This window comes from Nocardia amamiensis (assembly GCF_015477605.1).
GTDB classification, from domain to species: Bacteria; Actinomycetota; Actinomycetes; order Mycobacteriales; family Mycobacteriaceae; genus Nocardia; species Nocardia amamiensis_A.
In genome coordinates this window covers 224,842-249,540 of sequence record NZ_JADLQX010000003.1, presented here as the reverse complement: position 1 = coordinate 249,540, position 24,699 = coordinate 224,842, and the positions used below count along the sequence as shown (strand labels likewise).

General features: G+C 67.6%; 24 protein-coding genes and 1 other RNA gene. 12 read left to right on the top strand and 13 right to left on the bottom strand.

The annotated features are described in order from the left end of the window. Window positions 1–26: 26 nt before the first annotated feature. A complete protein-coding gene (locus IU459_RS05760; protein ID WP_440446463.1) occupies window positions 27–1,418 on the bottom strand; it encodes an acyl-CoA dehydrogenase family protein in 1,392 nt (463 codons plus the stop codon). 232 nt (window positions 1,419–1,650) lie between these two features. On the opposite strand from IU459_RS05760, the gene IU459_RS05755 reads away from it, so the two are divergent. Beyond that, window positions 1,651–2,274, top strand: a complete 624-nt coding sequence (locus IU459_RS05755) for a Uma2 family endonuclease (RefSeq protein WP_195128404.1) — start codon at window positions 1,651–1,653, stop codon at window positions 2,272–2,274. A 95-nt stretch (window positions 2,275–2,369) separates the two neighbouring features. On the opposite strand, the gene ftsX is transcribed toward IU459_RS05755, so the two are convergent. From ftsX to IU459_RS05730, 6 genes are all read right to left on the bottom strand, one after another. After that, complete coding sequence (gene ftsX / locus IU459_RS05750) at window positions 2,370–3,275, bottom strand: permease-like cell division protein FtsX (RefSeq protein ID WP_195128403.1); 906 nt, start codon at window positions 3,273–3,275, stop codon at window positions 2,370–2,372. Next, a complete protein-coding gene (gene ftsE, locus IU459_RS05745) occupies window positions 3,275–3,964 on the bottom strand; it encodes a cell division ATP-binding protein FtsE (protein WP_195128402.1) in 690 nt (229 codons plus the stop codon). The genes ftsX and ftsE overlap by 1 nt, the downstream gene beginning before the upstream one ends. A gap of 83 nt (window positions 3,965–4,047) precedes the next feature. Then, window positions 4,048–4,173, bottom strand: coding sequence for a hypothetical protein (locus tag IU459_RS39265; RefSeq protein WP_267469767.1), 126 nt, complete (start codon window positions 4,171–4,173; stop codon window positions 4,048–4,050). Window positions 4,174–4,189: 16 nt separating this feature from the next. Continuing rightward, window positions 4,190–5,050 carry a mechanosensitive ion channel family protein gene (locus tag IU459_RS05740; protein ID WP_195128401.1) on the bottom strand — a complete coding sequence of 287 codons (861 nt, stop codon included), beginning with the start codon at window positions 5,048–5,050 and terminating at the stop codon, window positions 4,190–4,192. Further along, window positions 5,051–6,166 carry a peptide chain release factor 2 gene (gene prfB / locus IU459_RS05735; RefSeq protein ID WP_195128400.1) on the bottom strand — a complete coding sequence of 372 codons (1,116 nt, stop codon included), beginning with the start codon at window positions 6,164–6,166 and terminating at the stop codon, window positions 5,051–5,053. Between the two features lie 602 nt (window positions 6,167–6,768). Then, window positions 6,769–7,635 carry a helix-turn-helix transcriptional regulator gene (locus tag IU459_RS05730; protein ID WP_195128399.1) on the bottom strand — a complete coding sequence of 289 codons (867 nt, stop codon included), beginning with the start codon at window positions 7,633–7,635 and terminating at the stop codon, window positions 6,769–6,771. 226 nt (window positions 7,636–7,861) lie between these two features. On the opposite strand from IU459_RS05730, the gene IU459_RS05725 reads away from it, so the two are divergent. After that, the gene (locus IU459_RS05725; protein WP_195128398.1) at window positions 7,862–8,455 is read left to right on the top strand and encodes an NADPH-dependent FMN reductase; all 594 of its coding nucleotides are present in this window, start codon (window positions 7,862–7,864) and stop codon (window positions 8,453–8,455) included. Window positions 8,456–8,679: 224 nt separating this feature from the next. Continuing rightward, window positions 8,680–9,465, top strand: coding sequence for a histidinol-phosphatase (hisN, locus tag IU459_RS05720; RefSeq protein ID WP_195128397.1), 786 nt, complete (start codon window positions 8,680–8,682; stop codon window positions 9,463–9,465). 303 nt (window positions 9,466–9,768) lie between these two features. Here the strand turns inward: hisN and IU459_RS05715 are convergent, their stop codons facing one another. After that, window positions 9,769–10,737 carry a hypothetical protein gene (locus tag IU459_RS05715; RefSeq protein ID WP_195128396.1) on the bottom strand — a complete coding sequence of 323 codons (969 nt, stop codon included), beginning with the start codon at window positions 10,735–10,737 and terminating at the stop codon, window positions 9,769–9,771. Between the two features lie 196 nt (window positions 10,738–10,933). On the opposite strand from IU459_RS05715, the gene recQ reads away from it, so the two are divergent. From recQ to smpB, 4 genes are all read left to right on the top strand, one after another. Continuing rightward, a complete protein-coding gene (gene recQ, locus IU459_RS05710) occupies window positions 10,934–12,808 on the top strand; it encodes a DNA helicase RecQ (protein ID WP_324198754.1) in 1,875 nt (624 codons plus the stop codon). Window positions 12,809–12,883: 75 nt separating this feature from the next. Continuing rightward, window positions 12,884–13,963: a metallophosphoesterase gene (locus IU459_RS05705; RefSeq protein WP_195128394.1), complete on the top strand. Its 1,080-nt coding sequence runs from the start codon at window positions 12,884–12,886 to the stop codon at window positions 13,961–13,963. Between the two features lie 67 nt (window positions 13,964–14,030). Next, window positions 14,031–14,270 (top strand): hypothetical protein, encoded by a 240-nt coding sequence (locus IU459_RS05700; protein ID WP_195128393.1) that lies wholly within the window; start codon window positions 14,031–14,033, stop codon window positions 14,268–14,270. Between the two features lie 57 nt (window positions 14,271–14,327). Beyond that, window positions 14,328–14,801, top strand: coding sequence for an SsrA-binding protein SmpB (gene smpB, locus IU459_RS05695; RefSeq protein ID WP_063024160.1), 474 nt, complete (start codon window positions 14,328–14,330; stop codon window positions 14,799–14,801). Between the two features lie 123 nt (window positions 14,802–14,924). Here smpB and IU459_RS05690 read toward each other — a convergent pair whose 3' ends face one another. After that, window positions 14,925–16,223, bottom strand: a complete 1,299-nt coding sequence (locus tag IU459_RS05690; RefSeq protein WP_195128392.1) for an ABC transporter substrate-binding protein — start codon at window positions 16,221–16,223, stop codon at window positions 14,925–14,927. A gap of 11 nt (window positions 16,224–16,234) precedes the next feature. After that, window positions 16,235–17,545 (bottom strand): ABC transporter substrate-binding protein, encoded by a 1,311-nt coding sequence (locus IU459_RS05685; protein ID WP_228837418.1) that lies wholly within the window; start codon window positions 17,543–17,545, stop codon window positions 16,235–16,237. Between the two features lie 598 nt (window positions 17,546–18,143). On the opposite strand from IU459_RS05685, the gene ssrA reads away from it, so the two are divergent. Then, window positions 18,144–18,514: a transfer-messenger RNA gene (gene ssrA / locus IU459_RS05680) on the top strand. A gap of 142 nt (window positions 18,515–18,656) precedes the next feature. On the opposite strand, the gene IU459_RS05675 is transcribed toward ssrA, so the two are convergent. After that, on the bottom strand, window positions 18,657–18,917 hold the full coding sequence (locus IU459_RS05675; protein ID WP_195128391.1) for a hypothetical protein: 261 nt from the start codon (window positions 18,915–18,917) through the stop codon (window positions 18,657–18,659). A 433-nt stretch (window positions 18,918–19,350) separates the two neighbouring features. Here IU459_RS05675 and IU459_RS05670 point away from each other — a divergent pair, with 433 nt between their 5' ends. Further along, window positions 19,351–20,241 (top strand): phosphotransferase, encoded by an 891-nt coding sequence (locus IU459_RS05670; RefSeq protein ID WP_195128390.1) that lies wholly within the window; start codon window positions 19,351–19,353, stop codon window positions 20,239–20,241. A 188-nt stretch (window positions 20,242–20,429) separates the two neighbouring features. Here the strand turns inward: IU459_RS05670 and IU459_RS05665 are convergent, their stop codons facing one another. Together IU459_RS05665 and IU459_RS05660 are read right to left on the bottom strand one after the other, a co-directional pair. After that, window positions 20,430–20,918: a GNAT family N-acetyltransferase gene (locus IU459_RS05665; RefSeq protein ID WP_195128389.1), complete on the bottom strand. Its 489-nt coding sequence runs from the start codon at window positions 20,916–20,918 to the stop codon at window positions 20,430–20,432. A gap of 32 nt (window positions 20,919–20,950) precedes the next feature. Further along, the gene (locus IU459_RS05660; RefSeq protein WP_195128388.1) at window positions 20,951–21,700 is read right to left on the bottom strand and encodes an SDR family oxidoreductase; all 750 of its coding nucleotides are present in this window, start codon (window positions 21,698–21,700) and stop codon (window positions 20,951–20,953) included. A 101-nt stretch (window positions 21,701–21,801) separates the two neighbouring features. Between IU459_RS05660 and IU459_RS05655 the strand changes: the two genes are divergently transcribed. The 3 genes from IU459_RS05655 (at window position 21,802) to IU459_RS05645 (ending at window position 24,630) form a co-directional block, all read left to right on the top strand. Next, entirely contained in the window at window positions 21,802–22,689 is an 888-nt protein-coding gene (locus IU459_RS05655) for a helix-turn-helix transcriptional regulator (RefSeq protein WP_195128387.1), read from the top strand. 433 nt (window positions 22,690–23,122) lie between these two features. Continuing rightward, window positions 23,123–24,031 (top strand): EamA family transporter, encoded by a 909-nt coding sequence (locus tag IU459_RS05650; protein WP_195128386.1) that lies wholly within the window; start codon window positions 23,123–23,125, stop codon window positions 24,029–24,031. Window positions 24,032–24,231: 200 nt separating this feature from the next. Continuing rightward, window positions 24,232–24,630, top strand: a complete 399-nt coding sequence (locus tag IU459_RS05645; protein ID WP_195128385.1) for a hypothetical protein — start codon at window positions 24,232–24,234, stop codon at window positions 24,628–24,630. Window positions 24,631–24,699: the final 69 nt, after the last annotated feature.

Here is a 24,699-nt window from a genome sequence, read left to right as displayed (position 1 = left end):
GGGTCTCCTGAAACGGAACGGGCCGGTTAGACGAGCACGACACCTTCGGCGACGCCGATGGCCCGCAGGTCGCGGTACCAGCGCTCGACCGGGTGTTCCTTGGTGTAGCCGTGGCCGCCGAGCAGCTGCACGCCGTCGAGGCCGATCTGCATGCCCTTGTCGGCAGCGAGCTTGCGGGCCAGCGCGGCCTCCCGGCCGAAGGACAGGCCCTGCTCCGCGCGGGAGGCGCCGCGCAGGGTCACCAGGCGCATGCCGTCGAGTTCGATCGCGATGTTGGCGACCATGAACGCCACCGCCTGGCGGTGCGAGATCGGCTCGCCGAACGCTTCCCGCTCGTTCACGTACGGGATCACGTAGTCCAGCACGGCCTGTCCGGTACCCGCGGCGAGCGAGGCCCATCCGAGGCGGGCCAGGCGCACGGCGTCGGCGTAGTCCTCGGCGCGGGACTTGGCGTCACCATCGCCCAGGATGGCGTCGGCGCCGACGGCGACGTTGTCCAGGATCACCCGGCCCAGTCCAGCCGCGCGCAGACCCATACTCGGGTCGGCCTCGACGACCAGACCAGGTGCGTCGGACTCGACGATGAACAGCGCGGGACGACCGTCCAGTTCGGCGGCGACCAGGAACAGTTCCGCGTCGGCAGCGGCGGGTACCAAAGACTTCACACCCGAGATCCGGTAGCCGCTCGGCGAGCGCACCGCCTTCGTCTGCAGCGCGAACGGGTCGAACAAGGCGCGCGGCTCGCTGATCACGACCGACGCCTGCGGCACGTTCTCCCCGGTGAACGACGGCAGATAGGTCTTCTGCTGTGCATCGCTGCCCCACTGCGCGAGCGCGACCGCGACGCCGCTCGGCGCCAGGATGGGCAGCGCCAGGCCCATGTCGCCGTGCGCCAGCGCCTCGGCGACCAACGAGTTGGTGACCGCGCCGCGCTCGGCGGCAGCGCCCTCGAGTTCCTCCGGCACGTTGATCAGGGTGATGCCGAGCTCGGCGGCCCGCTCCAGCAGATCGTGCGGCGCCTTGGCGGCGTTGTCGGCCTCATAGGCGGCCGGGCGCAGGATCTCGGCGGCGAATTCCTTCACCGTCTCGACGATCATCCGCTGCTCGTCGGTCGGGGTGAGGTCGAAATAGTTCTTGTTCTTCGCCTCGTTCGCCGCCAGGCGCTTGGGCGCTCCGGTGCCGGCGACCTTGGCGAATGCGCGAGTCGCGGCGCCGAGCGTCCGGAAGCCGGTCTTGGTGCCCTCGTAGGTGACGCGCTCGATCGGCTTGCGCAGGTTGTACTTCTCGGCCAGTTCCGACCCGGTCAGGGTCGTCATGACTCGCATCGCCGCGCCCATCCAATCCCGCTTGGGTTGGTTCAGGCCGACCGCGGACGTGTCTGGACGTCGCTTCGTCGCGCTGTCTCGAGTGCTCATCATCTACCTGTTTCTCGGATTCTCGGATGGGTGGTGCGGTCTGTCCCCAGCAATCTTACTCTTGAGTAAGGCTATCTTACTTCAGAGTAAGAAAGGCGTCGAGATGCAGAATATTCGGCGGATGCAGGTCCGGCTCGACATGTGCAGGACGCGCACGGCCGCAGCGAGGCAGAGGGACGCCGGGGCAACATCGACATGAGCGGCCGACGGCGTCGTCGCAGTTAGAATCCGACTCATGTCAGCGATCTTCGACTGGGCCCGGCCGGACAACGTCCAACCCGAGCCGATCACGGTCGACATCTGGCGCGAGCTTCCAGAGGAATTCTGCCGCCTGGTGGAGGTGGTCAACGGAGACGCGGTGCGCTGCGAATCACCGACCCGGGCACATCAGAAAGCCGTCCATCGGCTGCTCGCGATGCTGGAGACGGCGGCCCGAGAACACATGGGCGAAGACCCGTCGGCGTGCCTGGACGCCAACCACGATTTCGATGTGGTGCTCTGGGAGGCCCCCCGCGCGACCATTCGACGTCCCGACATCGCGTTGTTCGAATGCGTACCGGCGGATGTCCGACCGGTACCCGCGCGGCATCTGAAGATCGCCGTCGAGGTCATCTCGCCCAGTCACGTCAAAACCGACCGGCTCGAGAAGATGGGCGAATACGCTGCGGCCGGAATCCCCTGGTATTGGCTGGTCAGCGTGTCGGACAGCGAGGTGACCTCGATCGAGACCTTCGGCCTCGACCACAGCGTCGGGCATTACCGCCTCGCCCGCGTCCTCAAGCCGGGCACAGCGTTCGCCGTCGATCTGCCGATCCGGATCCACCTCGATTGGGACCAGCTGACCGACCTCGTGCTGTGACGCGCCGTGCGGTCCGGTCGGCAAACCGTCTTCGCCAACGGTAGGCGGGTGGTAGAGCCGGTCGAACTGATGAAGCGGATCTCCGGCTCAGGCGATCATTCGCGGACGTAGTACCGCAACGTTCCGTATGCCGTCAGCGCGGCGAACACTATGCCGACCGGGGCGATGACCAGCGCGGTCGTCGCGATGTCCTCGCCAGTGATACGGGGGAAGACCTTGCTGGCGAACAGATCGCCGAGCGCGCGGTCGATCACGAGTGGGCGGGCGGCGAGCAGGCCGAGCATCGCGAGCACCGAACCCGCCAGTGCCGCGACCACCGCCTCGAGCAGGAAGGGCAGTTGGGTGTACCAGCGCGTGGCGCCGACCAACCGCATGATGCCCACCTCGGTGCGCCGGGTGAACGCGGCGATCTGCACCATGTTCGCGATCAGCAGCAACGCGGCCAGCGCTTGCAGCACGGCCAAGCCGAATGCCGCGTTGCGCAATCCGTCGAACAGGCTGACCAGCCGGTCGACAATGTCCTTGTCGTTGCGCACCATGCCGACGCCGGGCCGATCGTAGAACTTCTCGTAGATCGTCGGATACAGCTGCGCGTTCTTCATCTTCACGCGCAGCGACGCGGGCAGCGGCGTCTCGCTGACGTATTTGGCCAGCTCGGGCTGGTCTTTGAAGGTCTTCTCCTTGGCTTCGCGGATCGCCTCGTCCCGGTTGAGGAACTGGACCGATTCCACGCCGCCGGTCGCCTTCAGATCGGCCATCAGCGCCCGGCACGGGTCCTGCGAGCAGTCCGGGTCGTTGGCCGAGACGTCCTCGGTGAGATACAGCCGCACCTCGAGGCGGTCCAGGAAGTACTGCTCGGTCTTGTCCGCGATGCGCACCGCGAGCAGACCGCCACCGAGCATGGTGAGCGAGACCGCGGTGGTCAGGATCATCGCGATGGTCATCGTGACGTTGCGGCGCAGACCAGCCGCGACCTCGCCGAAAAGGAAACTCGCACGCATTATCGGCCCACCCCGTAAACCCCGGTCGCCTCGTCGCGCACCAAGCGGCCGTGATCGAGCTCCACCACCCGCCTGCGCATCGCGTCGACGATGTGGTTGTCGTGGGTGGCCATCAGCACCGTGGTGCCGATGCGGTTGATCCGCTCCAGCAGCATCATGATGTCGGCGCTGGTGTCGGGATCGAGGTTGCCGGTCGGCTCGTCGGCCAGCAGCACCAGCGGCCGGTTCACGAACGCGCGCGCGATCGCCACACGTTGCTGTTCACCGCCGGAAAGCTCGCTCGGCAGCCGGTCGGCCTTACCGCCGAGGCCCACCATGTCGAGCACTTCGGGGACGGTGCGCTGGATGACCTGGCGTCGTTTGCCGATCACCTCCAGCGCGAACGCCACGTTCTCGTAGACCGTCTTCTGCTGCAGCAGCCGGAAGTCCTGGAAGACGCATCCCATGCGCTGGCGCAGCTTGGGCACCTTGCGGCCCGGCAACCGGTCCACCCGGAAGTCGGCGACCCGGATCTCGCCGGACGTGGGCGACTCCTCTTTCAGCAGCAACCGCATGAAGGTCGACTTGCCCGAGCCGGACGGTCCGATGATGAAGACGAACTCGCCCTTGCCCACATCGACGGTGATGTTGTCCAGCGCGGGTCGCGTCGAGGTCGGATACGACTTGGTCACGTTCCGCATGGTGATCACGGGGAGCCAGTGTAACCAGCAACCGCGCGCGGCCTGCGTCGTCAACCGTGGGTGACAGCGTGGCGGCGGTCGGTCCGCCCGGATCAGGGGCTCGGCTGATCGGATAGCACCGCCGCTGGAATGGCGTTGACCAGCGTGGTCGGCACGGTGGTCGTTTCCTCTGGTTTGACGAATACGTACAGCACGAAGGTGGCGACCCAAGTGGCCATCAGGATCGCCGTGGATCTACGTGGTCTCACTGATTCCCTCCCGGCGCAAGGCTGCGGCGACCCGCACCCGCAGTTCGCGTCCGACTTCGAACTGTTTGCCCGGCAATGTCCTGGCAACCATTCGGATGTTCATCTGGTCTACGGTGAGGTCTTCGACACCCATGACGGACGGCTCGTCCAGCAGTAGGGGCTTCAGACGGCCGTCTTCGTACGCCTTTGTACCGACCTCGTGCAGGATCTCGTTGACCCTGGTGATGTCAGCGCTCGCGGCCACCGGCACGTCGATCGCGGCGCGCGCCCAGTCTTTCGACAGATTCGTGACTTTCACGATCTGGCCGTTGGGCACGGTGATCACCTCACCGTCGGCGTTGCGCAACGTGGTGATCCGCAGCGTGACGTCCTCGACCGTACCCTCGGCCTGCTCCGCGGCTCCAGTCACCGCGATGCGGACCACATCGCCGAATCCGTACTGCCGCTCCGTGATCAGGAAGAACCCCGCGAGGATGTCCTGCACGATGCGCTGTGCGCCGAAGCCGAGCGCGGCGCCGAGCACGGCGGCGGGCGCGACCAAGCCGGTGACGGCGAAACCGAGCCGCCGCAGCACCTCCATGGTGATCAGCACGTAGACGATGGTCAGCACCACCCACGTGATCACCTGGGCCAGCGCATGCCGGTGCTTGGCCGCCTCGGTGCGCACCAGCGCATCGCCGCCGCGGAATCCGGCATCGATCTTGCGGGTGACCCGGTCCCTTGCGTACGTGGCGAACCGGCTGAACAGCACCGCCCCGAGAATGAGCAGCACGATCTCCAGGCCCGAACCGCGTAGCCACGTAGTGAAACCGGTGGAGGCGATCGCCTGGATTCCCGCGACATTCATCTAGCTCGCCTGCTCTCGCATTCGCCAGCGGATACCGGACTCGATGAACCCGTCGATGTCGCCGTCGAGCACCGCCGACGGGTTGTTGACCTCGTGGTTCGTCCGCAGATCCTTGACCATCTGGTACGGGTGCAGCACGTAGGAGCGCATCTGATTGCCCCAGGACGCGCCTTCGTTGGTCTTCAGCGCGTCCATCTCGGCGCGCTCCTCCTGCCGCTTGCGCTCCAAGAGCTTGGCCTGCAGCACGCGCATGGCCGAGATCTTGTTCTGCAGCTGGGATTTCTCGTTCTGGCAGGTGACCACGATGCCGGTGGGAATGTGGGTGATGCGGACCGCGGAGTCGGTGGTGTTGACGCTCTGGCCGCCAGGACCCGACGAGCGGTACACGTCGACGCGGATCTCCGTCTCCGGCACCTCGATGTGGTCGGTGGTCTCTACCACGGGTAGCACCTCGACCTCGGCGAAGGAGGTCTGGCGACGGCCCTGGTTGTCGAACGGGCTGATCCTGACCAAGCGGTGCGTGCCCATCTCCACCGACAAGGTGCCGTAGGCGTACGGCGTCTTCACCGCGAAGGTGGCGCTCTTGATGCCCGCCTCTTCGGCGTAGGAGGTGTCGTAGACCTCGACCCCGTACTTGTGCCGGTCGGCCCAGCGGATGTACATGCGCATCAGCATCTCGGCCCAGTCGGCGGCGTCCACACCGCCCGCGCCGGAACGGATGTTCACCAGCGCGTCGCGCTTGTCGTATTCACCCGACAGCAGCGTGCGGACCTCCATCGCCTCCACGTCACCGTGCAGCGCGGCGCGCTCGGCGTCGGCCTCGGCGATCGCGGCGGCCTTGGCCTCGCCCTCTTCCTCCTCGGCCAGCTCGTAGAGCACCGGCAGGTCGTCCAAGCGCTGGCGCAGCTCCTCGACCCGGCGCAGTTCACCCTGGGCGTGCGAGAGCTCGCTGGTGACCCGCTGCGCATGGTCCTGGTCGTTCCACAGGTCGGGGTCGGCGGCCTGGTGCTCGAGCTCGTCGATACGACGGCGCAGCTCGTCGATGTCGAGGACCGATTCGACCGTCTTGAGTGTGGCGTCGAGTTCGGCGAGATCAGCGGAAACGTCAGGATGCACGATCGTCAAGCCTAGCTGCCCCTCGACGGGCGCAGCACACGAGTGCGCGCAGGGTGACGTGGTAGGGCACCGGCACGGCTGAGCGGCCTCGATGGCGGTCCGAGCGGGCAGATCGCCGGGAGGTGCAGCGCTAGCCCCTCACCCGGCACCGCGCGGGTGCGGTGTGATGGACGCGTCATGGCTTCCTACCCTAAACCTCGACCGCGATTGGCGCAGTTGCTGTTTGGAATTCGGCGTGCTGAGCGTGGTGGTCGGCCGTGTGCTCGGTCGCCGCTGATCAGTGACGGGGCCGGGTTCACTCGGCGATAAGTATCTTTGTCGAACTCCACCAGGCTCGGTAATTCGGCGAGCCCATCCTGCGCGGGGCGGTATGTGCTCGGCGTGATGTGAGCCACCTACCAGTCGTTCAAGTCCCAGGGGTAGCAGGCTCACGGGTCTCACGGCGGCCATGCCGACCACTTTCTGGCGAACTTTTGCGGGACGGTGGACCGTTAAGTGGTGCGTCATCGCCATCTCAGTGCGCGGGAATGCTTACGGCGGTGGTCTGGTCGCCGACCGACCGAAACCTGTCGCTGTGATGTTCCCGGCGGGATGCCGGTCTGTCAGCCGGAGACGGCGCGCAGTGCGCCGGGGCGACGGCCGGTGAGGGTGTCGAGCGCGGTGGCGGTGGCGTCGTCCGCGGGGAGATAGACGATCACCTGCTGGTCGTCGTCGGCGGAGAGATCGAGGACCTCGTAGGCAAGGCGGAGCGGTCCGGCATCGGGATGGGCCAGCCGGGTGACACCGGTGGCGGCGGCCAAGCTGGGCACGGTGGCGACGCGGTCGGTGAACGCGGGACCGACGGTGACGGTGAGCTCGTCCGCGAGAGCGGCGATATGCGGGTCCGCGCGGAACGGTCCTTGTTTCAACGTGGCGACCGTCTCATCGGCGACGTGTTCCCAGTCCGCGTAGAAGGTCCGGGCGTCTGCGCAGCGGAACACCGAACGCGCCAGGTTGGGCGGGGTGTCCGGCTCCGGCCCGGTGAAGAGGCCGGTCGGCGCCATCAAGCGGTAATAACCGTCGGTGTAGGCGAGAACCTCGGTGAGGCGGTTGACCACCACGGCGGGCGCGGGCTCGAGACGGTCCAGGATCGCGCGCACCGTGGGCCGCACCTCACGCAGCGGCTGCGCGTCCCCCATGCAGCTGAATCCGCTGTCGACCGACTTGCTCAGGCGGTGCAGGTGGACGCGCTCGGCTGGGCTCAGCCGCAACGCGTCGGCCAGCGCGGACAGCACCGGTGGCGAGGGATGACGGTCGCGGCCCTGTTCGAGGCGGGTCACGTACTCCACGCTCACACCGGCCAGCATGGCCAGTTCGGCCCGGCGCAATCCGGGGGTGCGCCGCCGCGGTCCGGTGGGCAGGCCTGCCTGGGCGGGTGTCACGGCTTCGCGGCGGGTGCGCAGGAAGAGTCCGAGCTCGTTATCACTCACGACTGCGCCTCGCCGGCGCTCGGCTGCGTCGTGCGCGATGGCGCGCTGTGCTTTCGGTTCAGTCGCTGACGCTCGCTCACGTCGACGAACCTAACAAGGCGAAGCGACCGGAGGGTGTCCCTGCCACTACCACTCTTACGGCGGTCTCCCTGGACTGGGCCGCGGGCCGGAGATTGGGGACCAGCGGCCGATCCAGGTCGCTGGGAGTGGTCCGAGGAGGAACAGCATGTCCAACGCCCCACTGAAGCTCGCGGTGATCATCGGCAGCGTCCGGGAGGGACGCTTCGGACCCGTCGTGGCCACCTGGTTCGCCGAGCACGCGCGGCGGCACGGTTCGTTCGAGGTGGACGTCATCGATCTGGCCGAGGCGCAGATTCCATTGGAACTGCCCGCGGACCCGCCGGCGCTGGATCCGGACCCGCAGCGCCCCGCCGGTATGACCGATCTCACCCGTCGGCTCACGGAGGCCGACGCTTTCGTCATCGTCACACCGGACTACAACCGCAGTGTCCCCGCTTCGCTGAAGGCCGCCATCGACTGGCACTTCACCCAGTGGGACGCCAAAGCGATCGGTTTCGTCGGCTACAGCGGAGCCAGCGGCGGCCTGCTCGCCATCGAGCACCTGCGCCAGATCTTCAACGAACTCAACGCGCACACGGTGCGTAATTACGTCTCGTTCCCGCGGTACTACCTGCTCTTCGACGGCGAAGGCCGGTTGCTGGAACCCGACGAGCCCGCGGCCGCCGCCGCGGCGATGCTCGACCAGTTGCACTGGTGGGCAAGCGCGTTGACCGCGGCCAGGTCGCTGCCGGTGGCGTGAGCGCTCGGCAGCCGCATCTGGCGGCATGGTTCGCACGCTCGGTCACCGCACGGCTCCCACGAAGCCCGGGCCACGCGCGGAGGTGCGGTATCCGACGCGTCTGCCGGCCGGTGCGGAGCAGCCCGGGGCGATGTGTCGGAGGCTGGGTTGAACTCGGCCGTCCCGGGGCGATCCCTCCCGGGAGGGCGGTTGGGGCGGAGTGCCCAGCCGATAGGGTGCGGGGCGTGGCTGTGTACTCCTCCGACCTCGAACTCGCCCTGCGGCTGGCCGACGCGGCCGACGCCATCACCCGGGCTCGCTTCGGCGCGCTCGACCTGAAGGTCGACGCCAAGCCGGACCTGACGCCGGTGTCGGACGCCGATCTGGCCGTGGAGAAGGCGATTCGGCAGGTGTTGTCCGAGGCCAGGCCGGAGGACTCGGTGCTCGGTGAGGAATTCGGCGGCGCCGCCGAGTTCAGCGGACGGCAGTGGGTGGTCGATCCCATCGACGGCACCAAGAACTTCGTGCGCGGGGTGCCGATCTGGGCGACACTGATCGCGCTGCTGGTCGACGGTGAGCCGGTCGTCGGTGTGGTGAGCGCGCCGGCGCTGGTCCGGCGCTGGTGGGCCGCCGCGGGTTCGGGGGCATGGGCGAGCTTCGAAGCGCAGCCTGCCAAGGAGATTTCGGTCTCCGCCGTCGGGGAGCTGAACTCGGCCAGCCTGGCGTTCTCCAGCTTGTCCGGTTGGCATGACCGCGGCCTGCGCGATGGATTCCTGGCGCTGACCGACGAGGTGTGGCGCGTGCGCGGTTACGGCGATTTCCTCAGCTATTGCCTGCTCGCCGAGGGCGCCGTCGACATCGCCACCGAACCGGAAGTATCCCTGTGGGATTTGGCCGCCCTGGACATTCTCGTCCGGGAAGCAGGTGGTCGCTTCTCCTCCCTGGACGGCACACCTGGCCCGCACGGCGGCGATGCCGTCGCCACCAACGGCTTGCTCCACGACGAGGTCCTGCACCGTCTTCGTGGCTGATCGCGGGCTCCGAATGGCGTCCTTCTGCTATTCGGTTCCGGCCGCTCCCGCAGGTGTAAGCACGGAAGCGCCGTAGCACAGGTCGCTCTTGTCAGCAGTCCGGTTGGGCCGGTGTACTCAGGATCTTCTCCATCAGGAGGACGTGGATGGTGCCGTGGAACTGGGGTGGCAGTCGGAGAACCTGGTTATCCGAAGCGGCGTCCAGGCGTTGCCGGGTTATGCCGCGTGCGAGGGTGCGGTCGGCGCTGTCGGACGGAGTCCGTCCTCAGCCCGCGCATGGCCGGAGCGGAGGCGGAGGTACGCCTATTCGGCCCGGCCGGGCGTCGCCGGGGTGAGATCGATTCCATTCGGTGGCCGAAGGCGGCGCAGGGTGCCATCCATGCTGGTGACGTACAGGGCCCAGGAGTCCTCGTCGCGGTCGATGCGCACCGATGTGGCGCCGTCGGGCGGATTGCGGAAGGGGCCGGGTTTGATGAGACCGGTGACGATCGCGCAGGTGGCGCCGGTGGCGGTATCGACCTGGTAGACGGCGCCGAGAATGTGATCGGCGACGAAGAGCGTGCCGGCGCGGGTTGCCTCCATGTCGTCGGGCAGTGCGACCAGTTCCGGGATGCCGGAGACGAGACCGGGGTGGGCGGGATCGTCCAGTGGAACGCGCAGGATCTGCAGCGTCATGGTGTCGACGTAGACCGCCTTGCCGTCGGCGGCCAGCGCGATTCCGTTGGAAGGGGGCAGACTCGACCAGTCCCGCTCGTACTCGTTCGTCGCGGGCCAGTAGCGTGATATTCCGTTCGGACCGGCAAGTCCGATGGTGGTGAACAACAGGCTGCCGTCGGGGAGCAACAGCAGACCGTTCGGGCCGTTCAGCCCGGTCAGCAGAACGCTCACCGTGCCGGATTCGGTGTCGTACCGCTGCAGCGTGCCCGGTGGCTCGCTGAGTCCGTCACCGGTGAGGAAGTAGACGTACCGCCCCGCGACGCGCACGCCCGCGGGCCGGTGCAGATCGGTTACCAGCTTCTCCATCCGTCCGGCGCGGTCGACGTGCGCAAGGTACCCGTCCATGAGCCCGGTGACGTAGAAGCCGCCGTGCCCGTCGGCATCGAGGTTCTCCAGATTGCCGACACCCTCGACAACGGTGGTGGCTTCCCACCCATCGGAACAACTCGCGGGAAATGTCTCCGCCTGCGCTATCGGCATCGCGGCGGCGACTCCGGCGACGACGGCGGCGGTGAGCAGTGCCGCTCGCGCCCGGTTTTCAATCCCTGTTGCCATGAGCGACAACATAACAGCGTGGTACGGGTCAGGAAGGCAGGCGATTTCCGGGCAGTACTGGAAAAGCCCACGTCAGCGCGTCGGGTTCGAGTGAGTCACATTCAGTTGTCCCCATGTGTGGAACTCGGCGTTCGACCAGGGTGAACGCCGGACCATGCCGGTACCGCCGAGGCCGAGCGCTCGTAGGATGGGCCGGGTGACTTCCCCCGATGATTTCGCGGCTGTAGCGATCGATGACGCGTCCGGTACGGACGCCGGATCCGTTGCGGCGCAACAGGTTCTACGTCGAGTCTTCGGCTACGACAGCTTCCGCGGCGACCAGCGCTCCATCGTGGAGCACGTGATCGCCGGCGGGGACGCGCTGGTGCTCATGCCGACCGGCGGCGGCAAGTCACTGTGTTATCAGGTGCCCGCCCTGGTACGCCCGGGCGTCGGCGTGGTGGTCTCGCCGCTGATCGCGCTCATGCAGGACCAGGTGGACGCGCTCAGCGCTCTGGGCGTGCGGGCGGGCTTCCTCAACTCCACTCAGTACCCCGACGAGCGTCGCATGGTGGAGGCGCAATTCGTCGCGGGCGAACTCGATCTGCTGTACCTGGCGCCGGAGCGGTTGCGCCTGGAATCCACCGCGCAACTGCTGGATCGCGGCAAGGTCGCACTGTTCGCCATCGACGAGGCGCATTGCGTCTCCCAGTGGGGCCACGACTTCCGGCCCGATTACCTCGGCCTGTCCATGCTGCACGAGCGGTGGCCGGACGTGCCGCGGATCGCCCTCACCGCAACCGCCACCGAGAAGACGCGGGACGAGATCATCCAACGCCTCGACCTCGGCGCGGCCCGCCGCTTCGTGTCCAGCTTCGACCGGCCCAACATCCAGTACCGGATCGAGCCGAAGAACCGCCCAGAGCGCCAGCTGCTGGAATTCATCCGCACCGAACATCCGGGGGACGCGGGCATCGTCTACTGCCTCTCGCGCAACTCGGTGGAGAAGACCGCCGCGTTCCTCACCGAGAACGGCATCACCGCGGTGCCGTACCACGCGGGCCTGGACAATCGCACCCGTGCGATGAACCAGTCGCGGTTCCTGCGCGAAGACGGCTTGGTCGTCGTGGCGACCATCGCGTTCGGCATGGGCATCGACAAGCCCGACGTACGCTTCGTGGCGCACCTCGACCTGCCCAAGTCCGTCGAGGGCTACTACCAGGAGACCGGTCGCGCGGGCCGGGACGGTCTGCCCTCGACCGCGTGGATGGTGTACGGACTCAGCGACGTGGTGCAGCAGCGCAAACTGATCGATGCCTCCGAGGGCGACGCCGCCCACCGCCGCCGGCTCCAACTGCACCTGGACGCGATGCTGGCGCTGTGCGAGACGGTGAGCTGCCGCCGCACTCAGCTGCTGGCCTACTTCGGCGAGCCCGGCCTGCCCTGTGGAAACTGCGATACCTGCCTGTCTCCGCCGCAATCCTGGGATGGCACGGTGGCCGCGCAGAAGCTGCTGTCGGCGGTGCTGCGGCTCGAGCGCGAACGCGGACAGAGTTTTGGCGCCGGCCACATCGTGGACATCCTGCTCGGCAAGAAGAACCCGAAGGTCCTGCAGTACGACCATCACGAGCTGAAGGTCTTCGGTGTCGGCACCGACTTGCGCGACACCGAATGGCGCGGCGTGGTCCGGCAATTGCTCGCCCGCGGCCTGCTGGCCGTACACGGCGACTACGGAGTGCTCACACTCACCGAGGCCAGCAGCGAGGTGCTGTTCGGCGGACGTCAGGTGCTGCTGCGCCGGGAACCCGAGCGGGTGGCCAAGCCTGCCCGCGCCGCGAAGGCCGCCAAGGCGGTAGCCGCCGAAATGGCGCCCACCGATCTGCCGCTGTTCGAGAAGCTGCGTGAATGGCGTGCGGCCACCGCCAAGGAACAAGGGTTTCCCGCCTACGTCGTCTTCCATGACGCCACCCTGCGTGACATCGCCGCACACAAGCCCGCGAACCTGGCCGAACTCGGCAAGATCAACGGTGTCGGCGAGAACAAACTCGCGAAGTACGGCGAGCAAGTGCTCGAAGTACTCGCCGAGGCGTGAGCCCGCCGGCTGCACAGTTGACGAATGGGCGAGGATGGTCGCTGGACGGGGGCGCGAAACACGGTGGAGGACTGCGTGAGTAACAGCGACACGATCGGGCGGCGCGGGTTCCTCGCCGGTGCGGCAAGTCTCGCGGCCGGCGCGACGCTTGTCGGCCGCACCCCCGCCAGCGCCGTACCGGTCGCGGAGGGCGTCACCAAGTTCGCCTTCCCGACCGACCGCCGGGTTCGGGTGCTGGTCACCGGCGACGCAGGCACGGGAACCCGGACTCAGTGGGCGGTCGCCGACGCGATGCGCGCGTTCCACGGCCGCGAACCGTTTTCGCTGGCACTGGGCCTCGGCGACAACATCTACGAGCACGGCCCTGGCGGCGCGGCCGACGTGCAGTTCGCCGACAAGTTCGAAAACCCCAATGCCGGCCTGGACTTCCCCTGGCTGATGGTGCTGGGCAACCACGACAACAGTTCCGTCCTCGGTGGTGACGGCGGATGGCTGCTGCGCGGCAATCTCGAGGTGGAGTACCACGCCACCTCACAGCGCTGGTGGATGCCGAGCCGCTACTACTCGGTGCGGATTCCGGAGCGGAATCCAGTGGTCGAGTTCTTCGTGCTCGACCTCAACCCGCTGGCCGCCTACGTGCCACCGGTCTTCTCGCCCTATTGGGCGGTCGACGGCCAGTTCATGAACGAGCAGCGCGACTGGCTGGACCGCGCCCTCAGCGACTCTCCCGCGATCTGGAAGATCGCCTGCACTCACCACCCGTACCTGAACAACGGGCCGCATGGCAGTGCGGGCTGCTACGAGGGCCTGCCGATCGAGCCGATCAACGGCGTGCACGTGAAGCGCTTCATCGAGGACCACGTGATCGGGCGGTGTCAGTTCATCCTCTCGGGGCACGACCATTCCCTGCAGGTGCTGGAACCGACCGCGGCATCGAAGGGTACCCGGCAGATCGTCTCCGGCGCCGCCGCGAAGACGGTCGGCGCCGAGCCACGGATCACCGCGAACCCGGGCCTCGGCGCGCTGTACGAGAACTTCCACGAACTCGGTTTCATGGTCCTCGAGCTGACCGGGGATGCCGTCGATCTGCGCGTTCACACTGTGGACCTGGCATCCGGCGCTTCCGCCGAGGCCTTCCGGCGCCGCCTGGCCTGAGTTCCAACTGTGTTGCGCGGCGCGGGAATTGCGGCGTGTCGCCGTCGCGGCGGCTACCGTGCTGGCTATGGCACCGGGTGAGGGTTCCAGCGATGAGGGCGGCGAGCTTTCCTCAGGCTCGTCGGGTGGCGAGTCCCCGGACGCGTCGCCGAACGTCCGCAACAGGATCGATCCGTCGGTGGACGGCGTATGGCTCCGGCATCGCCCGCCGGGCCGTTCCGGCATGCCGCGGACATCGACAGTGGTAATGCTCGTCGCGTTCTTCGCCGTCCTCGCGCTCTACATCGTGCTGGGCAACGGCCGCTGACCGTGTCCGCGACCTGCGGGAATAAACCGGTTGCCGGGTCACTTAGAGTGGACCGTTATGAAGGAGAAGGGGCGCAAGGTCATCGCGACCAACCGCCGGGCGCGGCACAACTACACGATCCTGGACGTCTACGAGGCCGGGATCGCGCTGGTCGGCACCGAGGTGAAGAGCCTGCGTGAGGGCAAGGCCTCCCTCGTGGACGCCTTCGCGACGGTGGACAACGGCGAGGTGTGGCTGCGCGGGCTGCACATCCCCGAGTTCAGCCACGGCACCTGGACCAACCACTCGCCGCGGCGGGTGCGCAAGCTGCTCCTGCACAAGCGCGAGATCGAGCGGCTGGTCGGCAAGTCGCGCGAGGGCAACCAGACGCTGGTTCCGCTATCGATGTACTTCTCCGACGGCAAGGTGAAGGTCGAGCTGGCCCTGGCCAAGGGCAAGCAGGACTACGACAAGCGCCAGGACCTGGCCCGCCGCACCGCCGAACGAGAGGTCACCCGTGAACTGGGACGCCGGGTGAAAGGCATGCGCTGACCGCCTGGCCCCGGTAGCCGGGTGAGCAACGTTTGCAAGTGACTTGGTGCGGCGGGAGTCGCCTGGACTACCCGCCGTCCGTCTATACGCGGCCAGAGTTGCCGATACCGCCGATCCGGCGGATCACCACGTGCAGGGTTCGTGCATCGAGATCCGCTTGAGAGTGGGACTGCGGTAATCGGCGACCACCGTCCGCGAACCCAGCGACGTGGTCGGATCGGGCACATTGACCACCGCCCGCTGTGCCGCCACGTCGGGCTCGTCACGCCCGTAGACCTGCGGCGCCGCCATCCCTTCGGAATCCACGGCCAGCCCGGCGACGGACTTGCGCACGGCCGCCCGGTCCAGGCGGCCAGTTTGCGCGGCCTTGGTCAGCAGCGCCTTCATCGGATACGAGATGGCGAAGCCCAGGTTGTAGCCGAAATTGGTCGGTTCGCGCGTGGCGGCGTTCCGGGCGCGCTGGGCTCCGGCGCTGACCCCGTCCCAGCCGTCGAATGGCGAGGTGTAGTTGTACAGCGAGATGAGCGCGGGCGCGGCCGGTGTCTTGAGGAGCGCGGGGTTCCAGGTCGGGGTGGACCCGAGGAACCGGCCGGTGTAGCCGGACCTCACGAGTTTGCCGATGATTTCGGCGCTCTCGGCCGGGCCGGTGGCCAATAACACCAGATCAGGCTGGCTCGCCAGGATCTCGGCGACCGGGTAGTCCTGGTTGCCGACCTCCGCGTTGGGTCCCGTGTCGATGCGCGAGGTGATCCTCGCCCCGTTGTCCAAGGCCCACTTGAGCGCGCCGCTGGCGTAATCGCCGCCGTAGTTGCCGCGATAGACGACGACGCCGAGCGTGTGCGGCTGATAGTGGTTCTGCGCGAACCAGTCGAGGCCCAGCACGGCTTCGGTGCAGTAGGAATAGCCGTCGTCCAGGACCAGATCACGGTCGGTGGAGCGGTACTGCCAGCCCGACCAGAGTGTGCCCGCGCCGGTCACCAGATCTGCCTCGTCCATCTCGTGCAGGACCGCGAGCGTCTGCGCGGTACCGAAACTCATCGCGAGGGCAAGGACATGCGGCGCCACGTTCTCGAACTCGGTGACATGTCTGCGCGGGTCGTAGGCGGTGTCGCGGGTGTAGGTCGCGATGTCGATCTCGTAGCCGCCGATCCCGCCCTGCTTGTTCACCTCGTTCCAGAAGGCCAGTTGCCCATCCTGCAGTGACTTGCCGAGCGGGGCGAAGGGGCCGTTGTTGAGGTCCGACAGAACGCCGAGGTAGATGCAGCCCTTGGCACGGTCGATCGCGTGCGGACAGGGCTCACGGGTGACGCCGGGTGTCGCTGCGGGCGAAGCGGTCGAGCAGGCACCGGTCAGCACGAGTGCGAGCGCGAGCGGCGCGGCCACCAGGTGAAAAAGGCGACGGAAATTGCTGTTGAAACGCATGTATTGCTCGCTTACGGCTGGACGCAGGGCTCGGTGAGGGTGATTCGGTCCTGGGTCGGGCCGTGGTATCCGGACGCCAGAGTCTTGGCGCCCAGTGGCGCTGTCTGGTCGGGCGCCTCGATGACGGCCCGCTGCCGGGAAAGGTCGGGTTTGGGTGCGCCGTAAGTGTATTCGGGGATCGCGCCCTCGTAGTCGACGCGCAGGCCCTGCACCGATTGGCGGACGCCCTTTCTGGTGAGCTTGCCTTCGACCACCGCCCGGGTCAGCAGCGCCTTCATCGGGTAGGAGAACATCCAGCCCGCGCTGTAACCCCAGGTGGAGGGCTCCCGGTGGGCCGAGGCTCGCGCCTTCCTGGCCCCCGCGCTGGTGCCGTCCCAGCCGTCGAGCGGCGACGTCATGTTGTATCGCGCCGTGATCGCCGTCGCCGCAGGGCTTTTCAACAATCCGCCGTTCCAGGTCGGACCCGAGCCGAGGAAACGGCCCTGGAATCCGGCCAACGCCGCTTTGCCCATGATCTCGCCCGCCTCCGCCGGACCCGTGGCCAGCAGTACGAGATCGGCTTTGGCGGCCAGGATCTTGGCGACCGCGGCGTCCTGGTTGCCGATTCGCGTGTTCGGCTCGGTGTCGATCTGTGCCACCACGTCGACGCGGTTGGTGGAAGCCCACTTCTTCGCGCCGGTGGAGTAGTCGCCGCCGTAGTCGCCCTGGTAACTGACCGTCGCGAGCGAGCCCGGCTTCGCCATGTGCTCCGCGATCCAGTCCAGGGCGATGATCGCCTCGGAACAGTACGAGTAGCCGGATTCCAGCAGCAGCCCCTTGTCGCTGTTCTCGAATTGCCAGCCCGACCAGAGAGTTCCGGCGATGGCGACCATGTTCGCCGCATCCATCTTGGCGAGTACCCTCTGCGTCTGCACGGTGCCGAAACTCATCGACAGGGCCAGCACATGCGGTTCGATTCGCTCGTACGCCTCGGCATGCTTCTGCAGATCGTAGGCGGTGTCCTCGGCGTAGGTGGTGATATCCACCTCGTATTTGCCGCCGATCCCGCCCGCCTCGTTCACCGCCTTCCAGAACGCCAGCTGACCGTTGTGAATGTCCTTGCCCAGCGCGGCGAACGGCCCGCTCGTCAGATCCGACAGCACGCCGAGATAGATGCACCCCTTGCGGGAGTCGACCGCGTTCGGGCACGGGTCCGAGGTGACACCGGGCTCGGCCCGGGTCGATCTTTCTCGCATGGCCGAGCAGCCGGACAGGAGGAGCCCGGCTATGACGGCGAGGGCGGACAGGCGCAGCAACCTGTCCCGAATGGTGCGAACTGCCAAAGTGTTTCCTTAGTCTGAAATCGAGATCCGCTGCTCAGAGCCGATCGTACGGCTCGTGCAGTGTAAGTCGGGTTCGGCTTCAGGCCACCGGAATTGGCTACCAGCATCCGGGAAGCCTCGATAGTTTCCGGCCCAGCGGTGCTTCGAGGACGGCGGCCAGGGCAGCCGCTGGCCGTTCTCTCTGGTCGGAAGCGGTGCGAGCACCGTACCCATAGCCGGGGAGTCGCCGACGGCGCGATGAGGTCCCAGACTCTGATGGTCGACTACTGCGCGCGGCCGCGTCCGGCGGGGGTGCCGCGACTCGCGATAGGGCGGTGGCCGGTGCCCGCCGACCAAGACCGTGTCAGCGGCGATCGGACCGTTCCGCCGCAGCTGGGCGCGCAAGCCGTCATCGACGCTGTCCACCACGAGCGCGGTGGTCACGGACCCGGGCCAGCGCCACTCGCCGCAGCGGGTGTGCTGCTGGATCGATGTCACCTGGCTTAGCTGCCACGCCGCTGACCTGTCCATGTGTGGCGTCCGGCACCGCCGTTTATCGGGATGATCCGATCCCGGGGTGGTGTTAATATGGACAGCCCGGCAAGGTGCCGGGGCGTACGGGGCTGAACGGTTTCGACTGCGTACGTAGATTTAGGGGAAGCGTGTCGGTGCAGGCAAGAGACCACCGTAAGCGTCGCTGCAACCAATTAAGCGCCGATTCTCATCAGCGCGAGTACGCTCTCGCTGCCTGATCAGCAGAGCGTCTCTGTCGGCCCGGGGCATGCCCTCGGCTCCGGTGCCGGCATCAGCTAGAGGGCTCACCGTCCGGCTCGGTCGCGGAGTAGGACGGGACATCGAACAGCGACTGGGATCGTCATCCGGGCTTGTTCGCGAGACCCGGAGATCCGAGTAGAGGCACAGCGGACTGCACACGGAGAAGCCCTGAAGACGCGGCGGAGGACCCGGGTTCGATTCCCGGCAGCTCCACCAATAGAGGCGAGCGCTCGCGGAGAGCGCTCGCCTTTTTGGTGGAGCTGTGTGTTTTGTGGGGGTGCAACCCCCACGCCCCGCCCGGCGGGCTCCGCCCCCGGACCCCCGATCCTGTGGTTGCGTTGGGTGGTCCTCGCCCTGCTCACTCGGGGGGCGCAGGTGGCGCAGCAATGCAGTTGTCACCCGAGAATACGAAGCAACTCTGCCGCAGGAAGAAGACAGCCTCGAGTCCGACGGTCGATCGGAAACGATAGACCTGCACGTCGGCGCTCGTTTCGATCGGGAGGAGAGACCCACGCTGCGCCAGCCACGCAATCTTGTCTTCGTCCCCCCGGCTCGCAAGAACCTGCTCCACCGCTCGGCTTTGGGAGAAGAGGTCGATCAGCGCGAAGGCTGTGCTCATGGCGCTACACCGTTCTGAGGTCGAGCATGGCTCGGACTGCTATGCCGCGTTGGTTTGGAGATCGCCTGTTGATGGTAGAGGTCGCGCTATGGGCGTCGTCACCGCTCAACGGGCAGATCCCGGCCTTTTGATGCTTCCTCGCCATGGCATAGGCGCTCTTCGGGGCATGCCCTGTTTGCCTCGCTGACGGGTGGGCATGTGTGCGGTGTGAACGGACTGCCGAAAGACCGAGAACAGGATGAATCGGGCGAACATGGCGGATTCTGTTTGATTGCTATGGGGGGTGGAATAGCGGTGTTAATGGCAATTGAGCTGGGAAAATGGGGTGTTAGCCCCCTGGTATCTGGATGGCTGCTATGACGCTCGAAGCCGAGGTGCTGTGCTATCGCTCCCGGAGTGGGAGCGGAGGTCGGCGGGGGCTTAAGGGGTTGTCATGACCGCAGGAGTCACGGAGAACGGGATGCGGTCGGTGTTGCGGGCCGCCTGCGTGAGCGTGGGGATCGACTCGGCGGGCGCCGAGCCGGCCGGATCGCAGACGGTGTTCAAGTTGCGCGACGGCATTGTGGCGCGGATCGGCGGGCGGGGCCAGAAGCTGGCGGTCGGGCGGGAGGTCGCCGTGGCCCGGTGGCTGGAGACGTGTGGGGTGTCCGCGGCGCGCTTGGTGCCGGACATCCCGCAGCCGGTGGTGGTGGATCGTCGTCCGGTGACCTTCTGGCAGGACCTGCCGCCGCATCATTCTGGGACGCCCGCGGAGATCGCCGAGGCCCTGGCTCGGCTGCACCGGCTGCCACTGCCTGGGTTCGAGCTGCGTCGAATGATGCCTCTGGCTCGCCTGGAGGAGGAGATCGAGGCCGCGCAGACCGTCACGGAGGAAGACCGGCAGTGGCTGCGCGGGCATCTGGAGGAACTCCGGGGCCGGTGGAAGACCCGGCCCGACGGTATGCCGTGGTCGGTGATCCAGGGCACCGAATGGGGCGAGAACGCCGTGGTCGGTGACGACGGCAACCTGATCCTGGTGGGTTTCGGCCGGGCGGTGATCGGTCCGCCGGAGTGGGATTTGGTGCATACAGCGATCGAATGCTGGACGGCGGCCACGCTCACCGCCGCGCAGTACGCCGACTTCTGTGCCGGGTACGGCCGCGACGTGACGCGCTGGGACGGTTTCTACCTGCTACGCGATATCCAAGAATTCCGGCTGACACTGCAATCGCTGCGCGCGGCCACAGGAAACCCGGCCTATCAGGGGCAAGCGCTGCGCCGCCTCGAATACATCCGTGGCGACAAAGGCATGCGCCCGTGGCCGGGGTGGGCAGACCTCGACTAGGCGGTGTTCGGTCCCGCTCAGCCGCGAGGCCCGTCCACTGAGCACCGGAGGCATCGAACCGCACGGTAGGACAGCGTCGAGCGTCGAAGGACGGAGTGAGAACCGGTCCTGACCCGCTCGACCCATCCCGGTGTGAGGCACTTGGGAGAACGCGCAACGCGCGACCGGTCCAGCTCGGAGAATCCCCGTCAGCGAAGGTGTTTCACGTAGCGGTGGGCAGGAACCGGGACGGGGCCGGTGGGGCCGGGTGCCGCGTGGGTGAAGACGCCCTCGTCGACCCAGCCACGATTGGTGTAGAACTGGCGGGCCCGGGTGTTGCCTGGGACGACGGCCAGCCAGGCACGGTCGTGGCCGTTTGCGTGTACACGCTGTTCGGCCGCGGTGAGCAGCAGCGCGGCCACACCGGTTCCCCGGTGCTCGGCGGTTACGTAGACCTGATCGACCTCGTCTCGGTCGACCATGACGAACCCCGCGATCGCGCCGTCCACCGTGGCGACGGTGGTGTCGGCGACCCGGTCGGCCGCGCGAACGTCGAACGAGTCGCGCGGCCGGACGGCCAGCAAGGCGTCGGGGACGTGGCCCAGGTGGCCGTCGCGCCAGCCGTGGTACCAGATCTCGGCGATCGCCGAGGCGTCCTCGGGCCGGGCGGGGCGCAGAACCGGGGCGATGTCCGTCATCCGCCGGACTGTAGCAGCGGGTGCACCGGTGCTCAGCCCTGGTGAGTCGGGACCACGATCAGCTCGGCCACGTTTACGCGCTTGGGCGCCGAAACGGCGTACGCAACTGCGTCGGCGATGTCGCCGGGTTCCAGGATCTCGATCTGGGTCCGCCACTGCTCCAGCCCCGCGCGCTGTTGCTCGTCCCGCATCCCCGCGCCGAGTTCGGTGCCGACGAAGCCGGGTTCGATGTTCTTCACGCGGACGCCGCGCGGCCCGAACTCGGCGCGCAGGTTGCGAGTCAGGTGCGCGACCGCGGCCTTGGTGGCGGTGTACACGGCGTAGTTGGGAAAGACCGTGTGCCCGCCGATCGATCCGACCAGCACCAGATCCGCTTGCTTGCCCGCACTCGCCGCCGCGAGCAGGTCGTCGATGAAGGCGCGTCCGGTGTAGAGCAATCCGTTGATGTTGGTGCCGACCATCTGGTCCCACTCGTCGGTGAGCGCGGACTCGAACGGCGCGGCGAGCATGACGCCCGCGTTCGCGACGACCAGGTCGACGGGGCCGAAGGCCGCACGCACGGTGGCGGCGGCATCGCGTACCGACTGCTGGTCGCCGACGTCGGCGACCATGGCGAGCGCGTCCCCGCCGATCTCGGCCGCGAGTTCTTCGATGCGATCCTTGCGCCTGCCCAGCAGGGCGACCTTGGCGCCGCCCCGCGCCAGCTGCCGCGCGGTGGCGGCGCCGATTCCACTCGATGCTCCGGTGATGACCGCGACGCGGCCGGTGAGGTTGTTTGTCATGTCCACTACGTTCGGCCCGGCCGCGCGTCCCTGCCAGGTCGCGGACTTCCTGGTAGTCGCGCGGCCACCCAGCCGGGGTGCGGCTCGCCTACGCTCGGGTCATGGACTCCGACAATCGACTGGGCGCGTTCCTGCGGGCGCGTCGTGAGCTGGCGCGACCGGAGGACTTCGGGTTGTCCGGCGGTGGTCAACGCCGGGTCGCCGGGCTGCGTCGTGAGGAGATCGCGCTGCTCGCGGGGGTGAGCGCCGACTACTACGTGCGACTGGAGCAGGGCCGCGACAGACACCCGTCCGAGCAGGTCATCGCGGCGCTGGCGCGGGTGTTCGCGTTGGACGACGAGGGCACGGCGCATCTGCGCGAGCTGGCGCGACCCGCGGCGAAGCGGCCGAGAGGGCCGCGCCGCCCCGAACGCGTCGCGCCCGGATTGCTGCGGTTGATGAACGCGTGGCCGCACACACCCGCACTGGTGCTCGGCAAGTACCTGGACGTGCTGGCGGCGAACCCGCTGGCCGAGGCCGTCAACTCGTGCTCGGTTCCCGGGGTCAACCAGGTGCGCATGGTCTTCCTCGATCCCGAGGCGCGCGACCTCTACTCCGATTGGCCGACTATCGCGGCCGATACCGTGGCGAGCCTGCGGGCGACCGCGGGCGCCGACCTCGACGATCCGCGCCTGACCGAACTGGTCGGCGAGTTGTCGCTGAAGAGCGAGGATTTCCGGCAGCTTTGGGCGCGCCACGACGTCCGGGTGAAGACCGCGGGGGTGAAACGTTTCCGCAACCCGATGGTCGGCGAGCTGACGCTCTCGTACGAAACGTTCAGCGTGAACGGGGCGCCGGGGCAGATGCTCATCGCCTATCATGCGGAACCCGGTTCCCCCTCCGAACGCTCACTCGCCTTGCTCGGCAGCCTGATCGCGGACAAGGCGTCCGACGAGTACGGGGACGAACAACATTCCGCCCGGCAACTCGGTGCCCAGCAAAAGGATTGAGCTGAAGGGTCTCCATCCCGATTGTTGATGCGGTCCGGGGCGGCACGCCCCTTGTCGGCGTCCGCGCCGACGGCAAAGAACCGTTGCCGCATCAGCGAGTCATGACCGGCACTGCGAGCTGCGCCGGTGTCTGCCACGCAAGAGGCCGATTCCCGCATCGCTGCTCGTACTTTCGATGCCGGACAGCGATCGCCGATCTCCTCGCGGCGCGGGTTTGCACGCAGCTTCGTCGCCTTCCCTGTGGCTCTTGCCGATCTCCGATGGCGGCACGGCGTCCAGGTGATCTGCGCCGCGGGCGAGCCGGCCGGATGAATCGAGGACGGGAATGCGGCCTACAGACGATGTTTTCCAGGACGGGTGCGGCGCGGTTGGCCTTGTCGTACCCGCGTGATTGGCTGTGCTGAGCAGTCTTTCGAGTACGACGGAGGTGGGCGTGGTAGCGATCGACTTCGAGCGGGCGGGACGCGGGATCACTCCGGTATCGATCTGGCGTTCGATCACCGCTCAGGGGCTCGGTGGCGTGCCGCCCACAGCGCTGGTGCTGGCGGGGATCGTCAGTGTGCAGGTGGGGGCCGCGCTGGCGAAGCAACTGTTCTCGGCGACCGGTGCGGGCGGAGCGGTCATGTTGCGGCTGGTGTTCGCCGGCGTCGTCCTGCTGGTGTTCTGGCGCTCTTCGCTGCGGGTCGCGCGCGGTGCGCTGCCGGTGGTGCTCGGGTATGGCGCGGTGCTGGCACTGATGAACCTCTCCTTCTATGCGGCGATTGATCGGATTCCGCTCGGAATGGCGGTGACGATCGAATTCCTCGGACCGCTGACGGTCGCGCTGGCAGGGTCGCGGCGCTGGATCGATCCGGTGTGGGCGATGCTGGCCGGTGCCGGCGTGCTGCTGCTGACCAGGGCGGACGGCGACGTGGACTGGGTCGGCGTGCTGTTCGCGCTGGCCGCGGCGGTGTGCTGGGCGGGTTACATCCTGCTCAGCGCCGCACTCGGGGAGAGAACCGATGGCGGCGGCGGACTGGCGCTGGCCATGGCCTTCGGCGGGGTGATCATGCTGCCGGTCGGCATCGCCGACGCGGGGACCGCGCTGCTGCAGCCGGCGGTGCTCGCCGCCGGGTTCGCGGTGGCGATGCTGTCCTCGGTGCTGCCGTACTCCGTGGAGTTGGAAGCGTTGCGGCGGATTTCACCCCGCGTGTTCGGTGTGCTGATGAGCTTGGAACCCGCGGTTGCGGCGGTCGCGGGCTTGGTCGTTCTCGGCCAGGTGATGAATCTCGGACAGTGGACGGGTGTGGCGTGCGTGGTCGCGGCGTCCGCGGGCGCGACGCGGACCGAAGCGAAGGATTGACTCAACGGTTGCTCCGCTGCCGTATGTGGTGGCTGAGCGGCAGCCCGCCGCGAAGCGCGCCGTATCGCCCCAGCGGACGCCGCGGAGGTCGATGTTCGGCGGTTCGGACCCGGCGAGGCCGGGTGGGAAGGAGGATCTAGGTATCTCGCCGGTGCTGGTGCCCGGCGCCTGGACGACTAGCGAAGGGTAGGACCACCGGGATGCGAATGCGAGTTGGCGCGGCAGCGGCGGTATTCGGAGCGGCGGTGGCCGTCACGATCGGGGGCATGCCGACGGCGGGAGCCACGGTGACGCAGGTCGGGATGTATCCCGGCATCAACTACGGGTTGGGGACGAACTACGGAACCGGTTGCACGTACACCGCACGGGCCACCGTGACCGACGTCGTCACACCGGTCGTCTTCTACGACAACGGTGTTCCCTTCGGCGTGGTCCGCCCCTCCGGCGCCGTCGCTTTGATCAACTGGGTGCCCGCCACTCCCGGCCCCCACACCGTCAGCGCGGTGCAGGGGTCGGACGCGTCGTTCGTGGCGAGCATCGATATCGCCGTGGGCAACGGGGTCCATCTGGGGTACGCCTGCGCCGTTTTCGGCGGATGACCGAACCCTAGGGTTCGCCGGTCCATGCCCTGTGCCCCGGTAATGTCGATTCCGCGGTGCTGAGCTCGA

Bases quoted from the DNA above. Each gene is read 5' to 3' on its own strand.
- IU459_RS05760 (WP_440446463.1), bottom strand. From the start codon at position 1,418: ATGATGAGCACTCGAGACAGCGCGACGAAGCGACGTCCAGACACGTCC.
- IU459_RS05755 (WP_195128404.1), top strand. From the start codon at position 1,651: ATGTCAGCGATCTTCGACTGGGCCCGGCCGGACAACGTCCAACCCGAG.
- ftsX (WP_195128403.1), bottom strand. From the start codon at position 3,275: ATGCGTGCGAGTTTCCTTTTCGGCGAGGTCGCGGCTGGTCTGCGCCGC.
- IU459_RS39265 (WP_267469767.1), bottom strand. From the start codon at position 4,173: ATGGCCACTTGGGTCGCCACCTTCGTGCTGTACGTATTCGTCAAACCA.
- IU459_RS05740 (WP_195128401.1), bottom strand. From the start codon at position 5,050: ATGAATGTCGCGGGAATCCAGGCGATCGCCTCCACCGGTTTCACTACG.
- IU459_RS05725 (WP_195128398.1), top strand. From the start codon at position 7,862: ATGTCCAACGCCCCACTGAAGCTCGCGGTGATCATCGGCAGCGTCCGG.
- IU459_RS05715 (WP_195128396.1), bottom strand. From the start codon at position 10,737: ATGGCAACAGGGATTGAAAACCGGGCGCGAGCGGCACTGCTCACCGCC.
- IU459_RS05700 (WP_195128393.1), top strand. From the start codon at position 14,031: ATGGCACCGGGTGAGGGTTCCAGCGATGAGGGCGGCGAGCTTTCCTCA.
- smpB (WP_063024160.1), top strand. From the start codon at position 14,328: ATGAAGGAGAAGGGGCGCAAGGTCATCGCGACCAACCGCCGGGCGCGG.
- IU459_RS05690 (WP_195128392.1), bottom strand. From the start codon at position 16,223: ATGCGTTTCAACAGCAATTTCCGTCGCCTTTTTCACCTGGTGGCCGCG.
- IU459_RS05675 (WP_195128391.1), bottom strand. From the start codon at position 18,917: ATGAGCACAGCCTTCGCGCTGATCGACCTCTTCTCCCAAAGCCGAGCG.
- IU459_RS05670 (WP_195128390.1), top strand. From the start codon at position 19,351: ATGACCGCAGGAGTCACGGAGAACGGGATGCGGTCGGTGTTGCGGGCC.
- IU459_RS05665 (WP_195128389.1), bottom strand. From the start codon at position 20,918: ATGACGGACATCGCCCCGGTTCTGCGCCCCGCCCGGCCCGAGGACGCC.
- IU459_RS05660 (WP_195128388.1), bottom strand. From the start codon at position 21,700: ATGACAAACAACCTCACCGGCCGCGTCGCGGTCATCACCGGAGCATCG.
- IU459_RS05655 (WP_195128387.1), top strand. From the start codon at position 21,802: ATGGACTCCGACAATCGACTGGGCGCGTTCCTGCGGGCGCGTCGTGAG.
- IU459_RS05645 (WP_195128385.1), top strand. From the start codon at position 24,232: ATGCGAATGCGAGTTGGCGCGGCAGCGGCGGTATTCGGAGCGGCGGTG.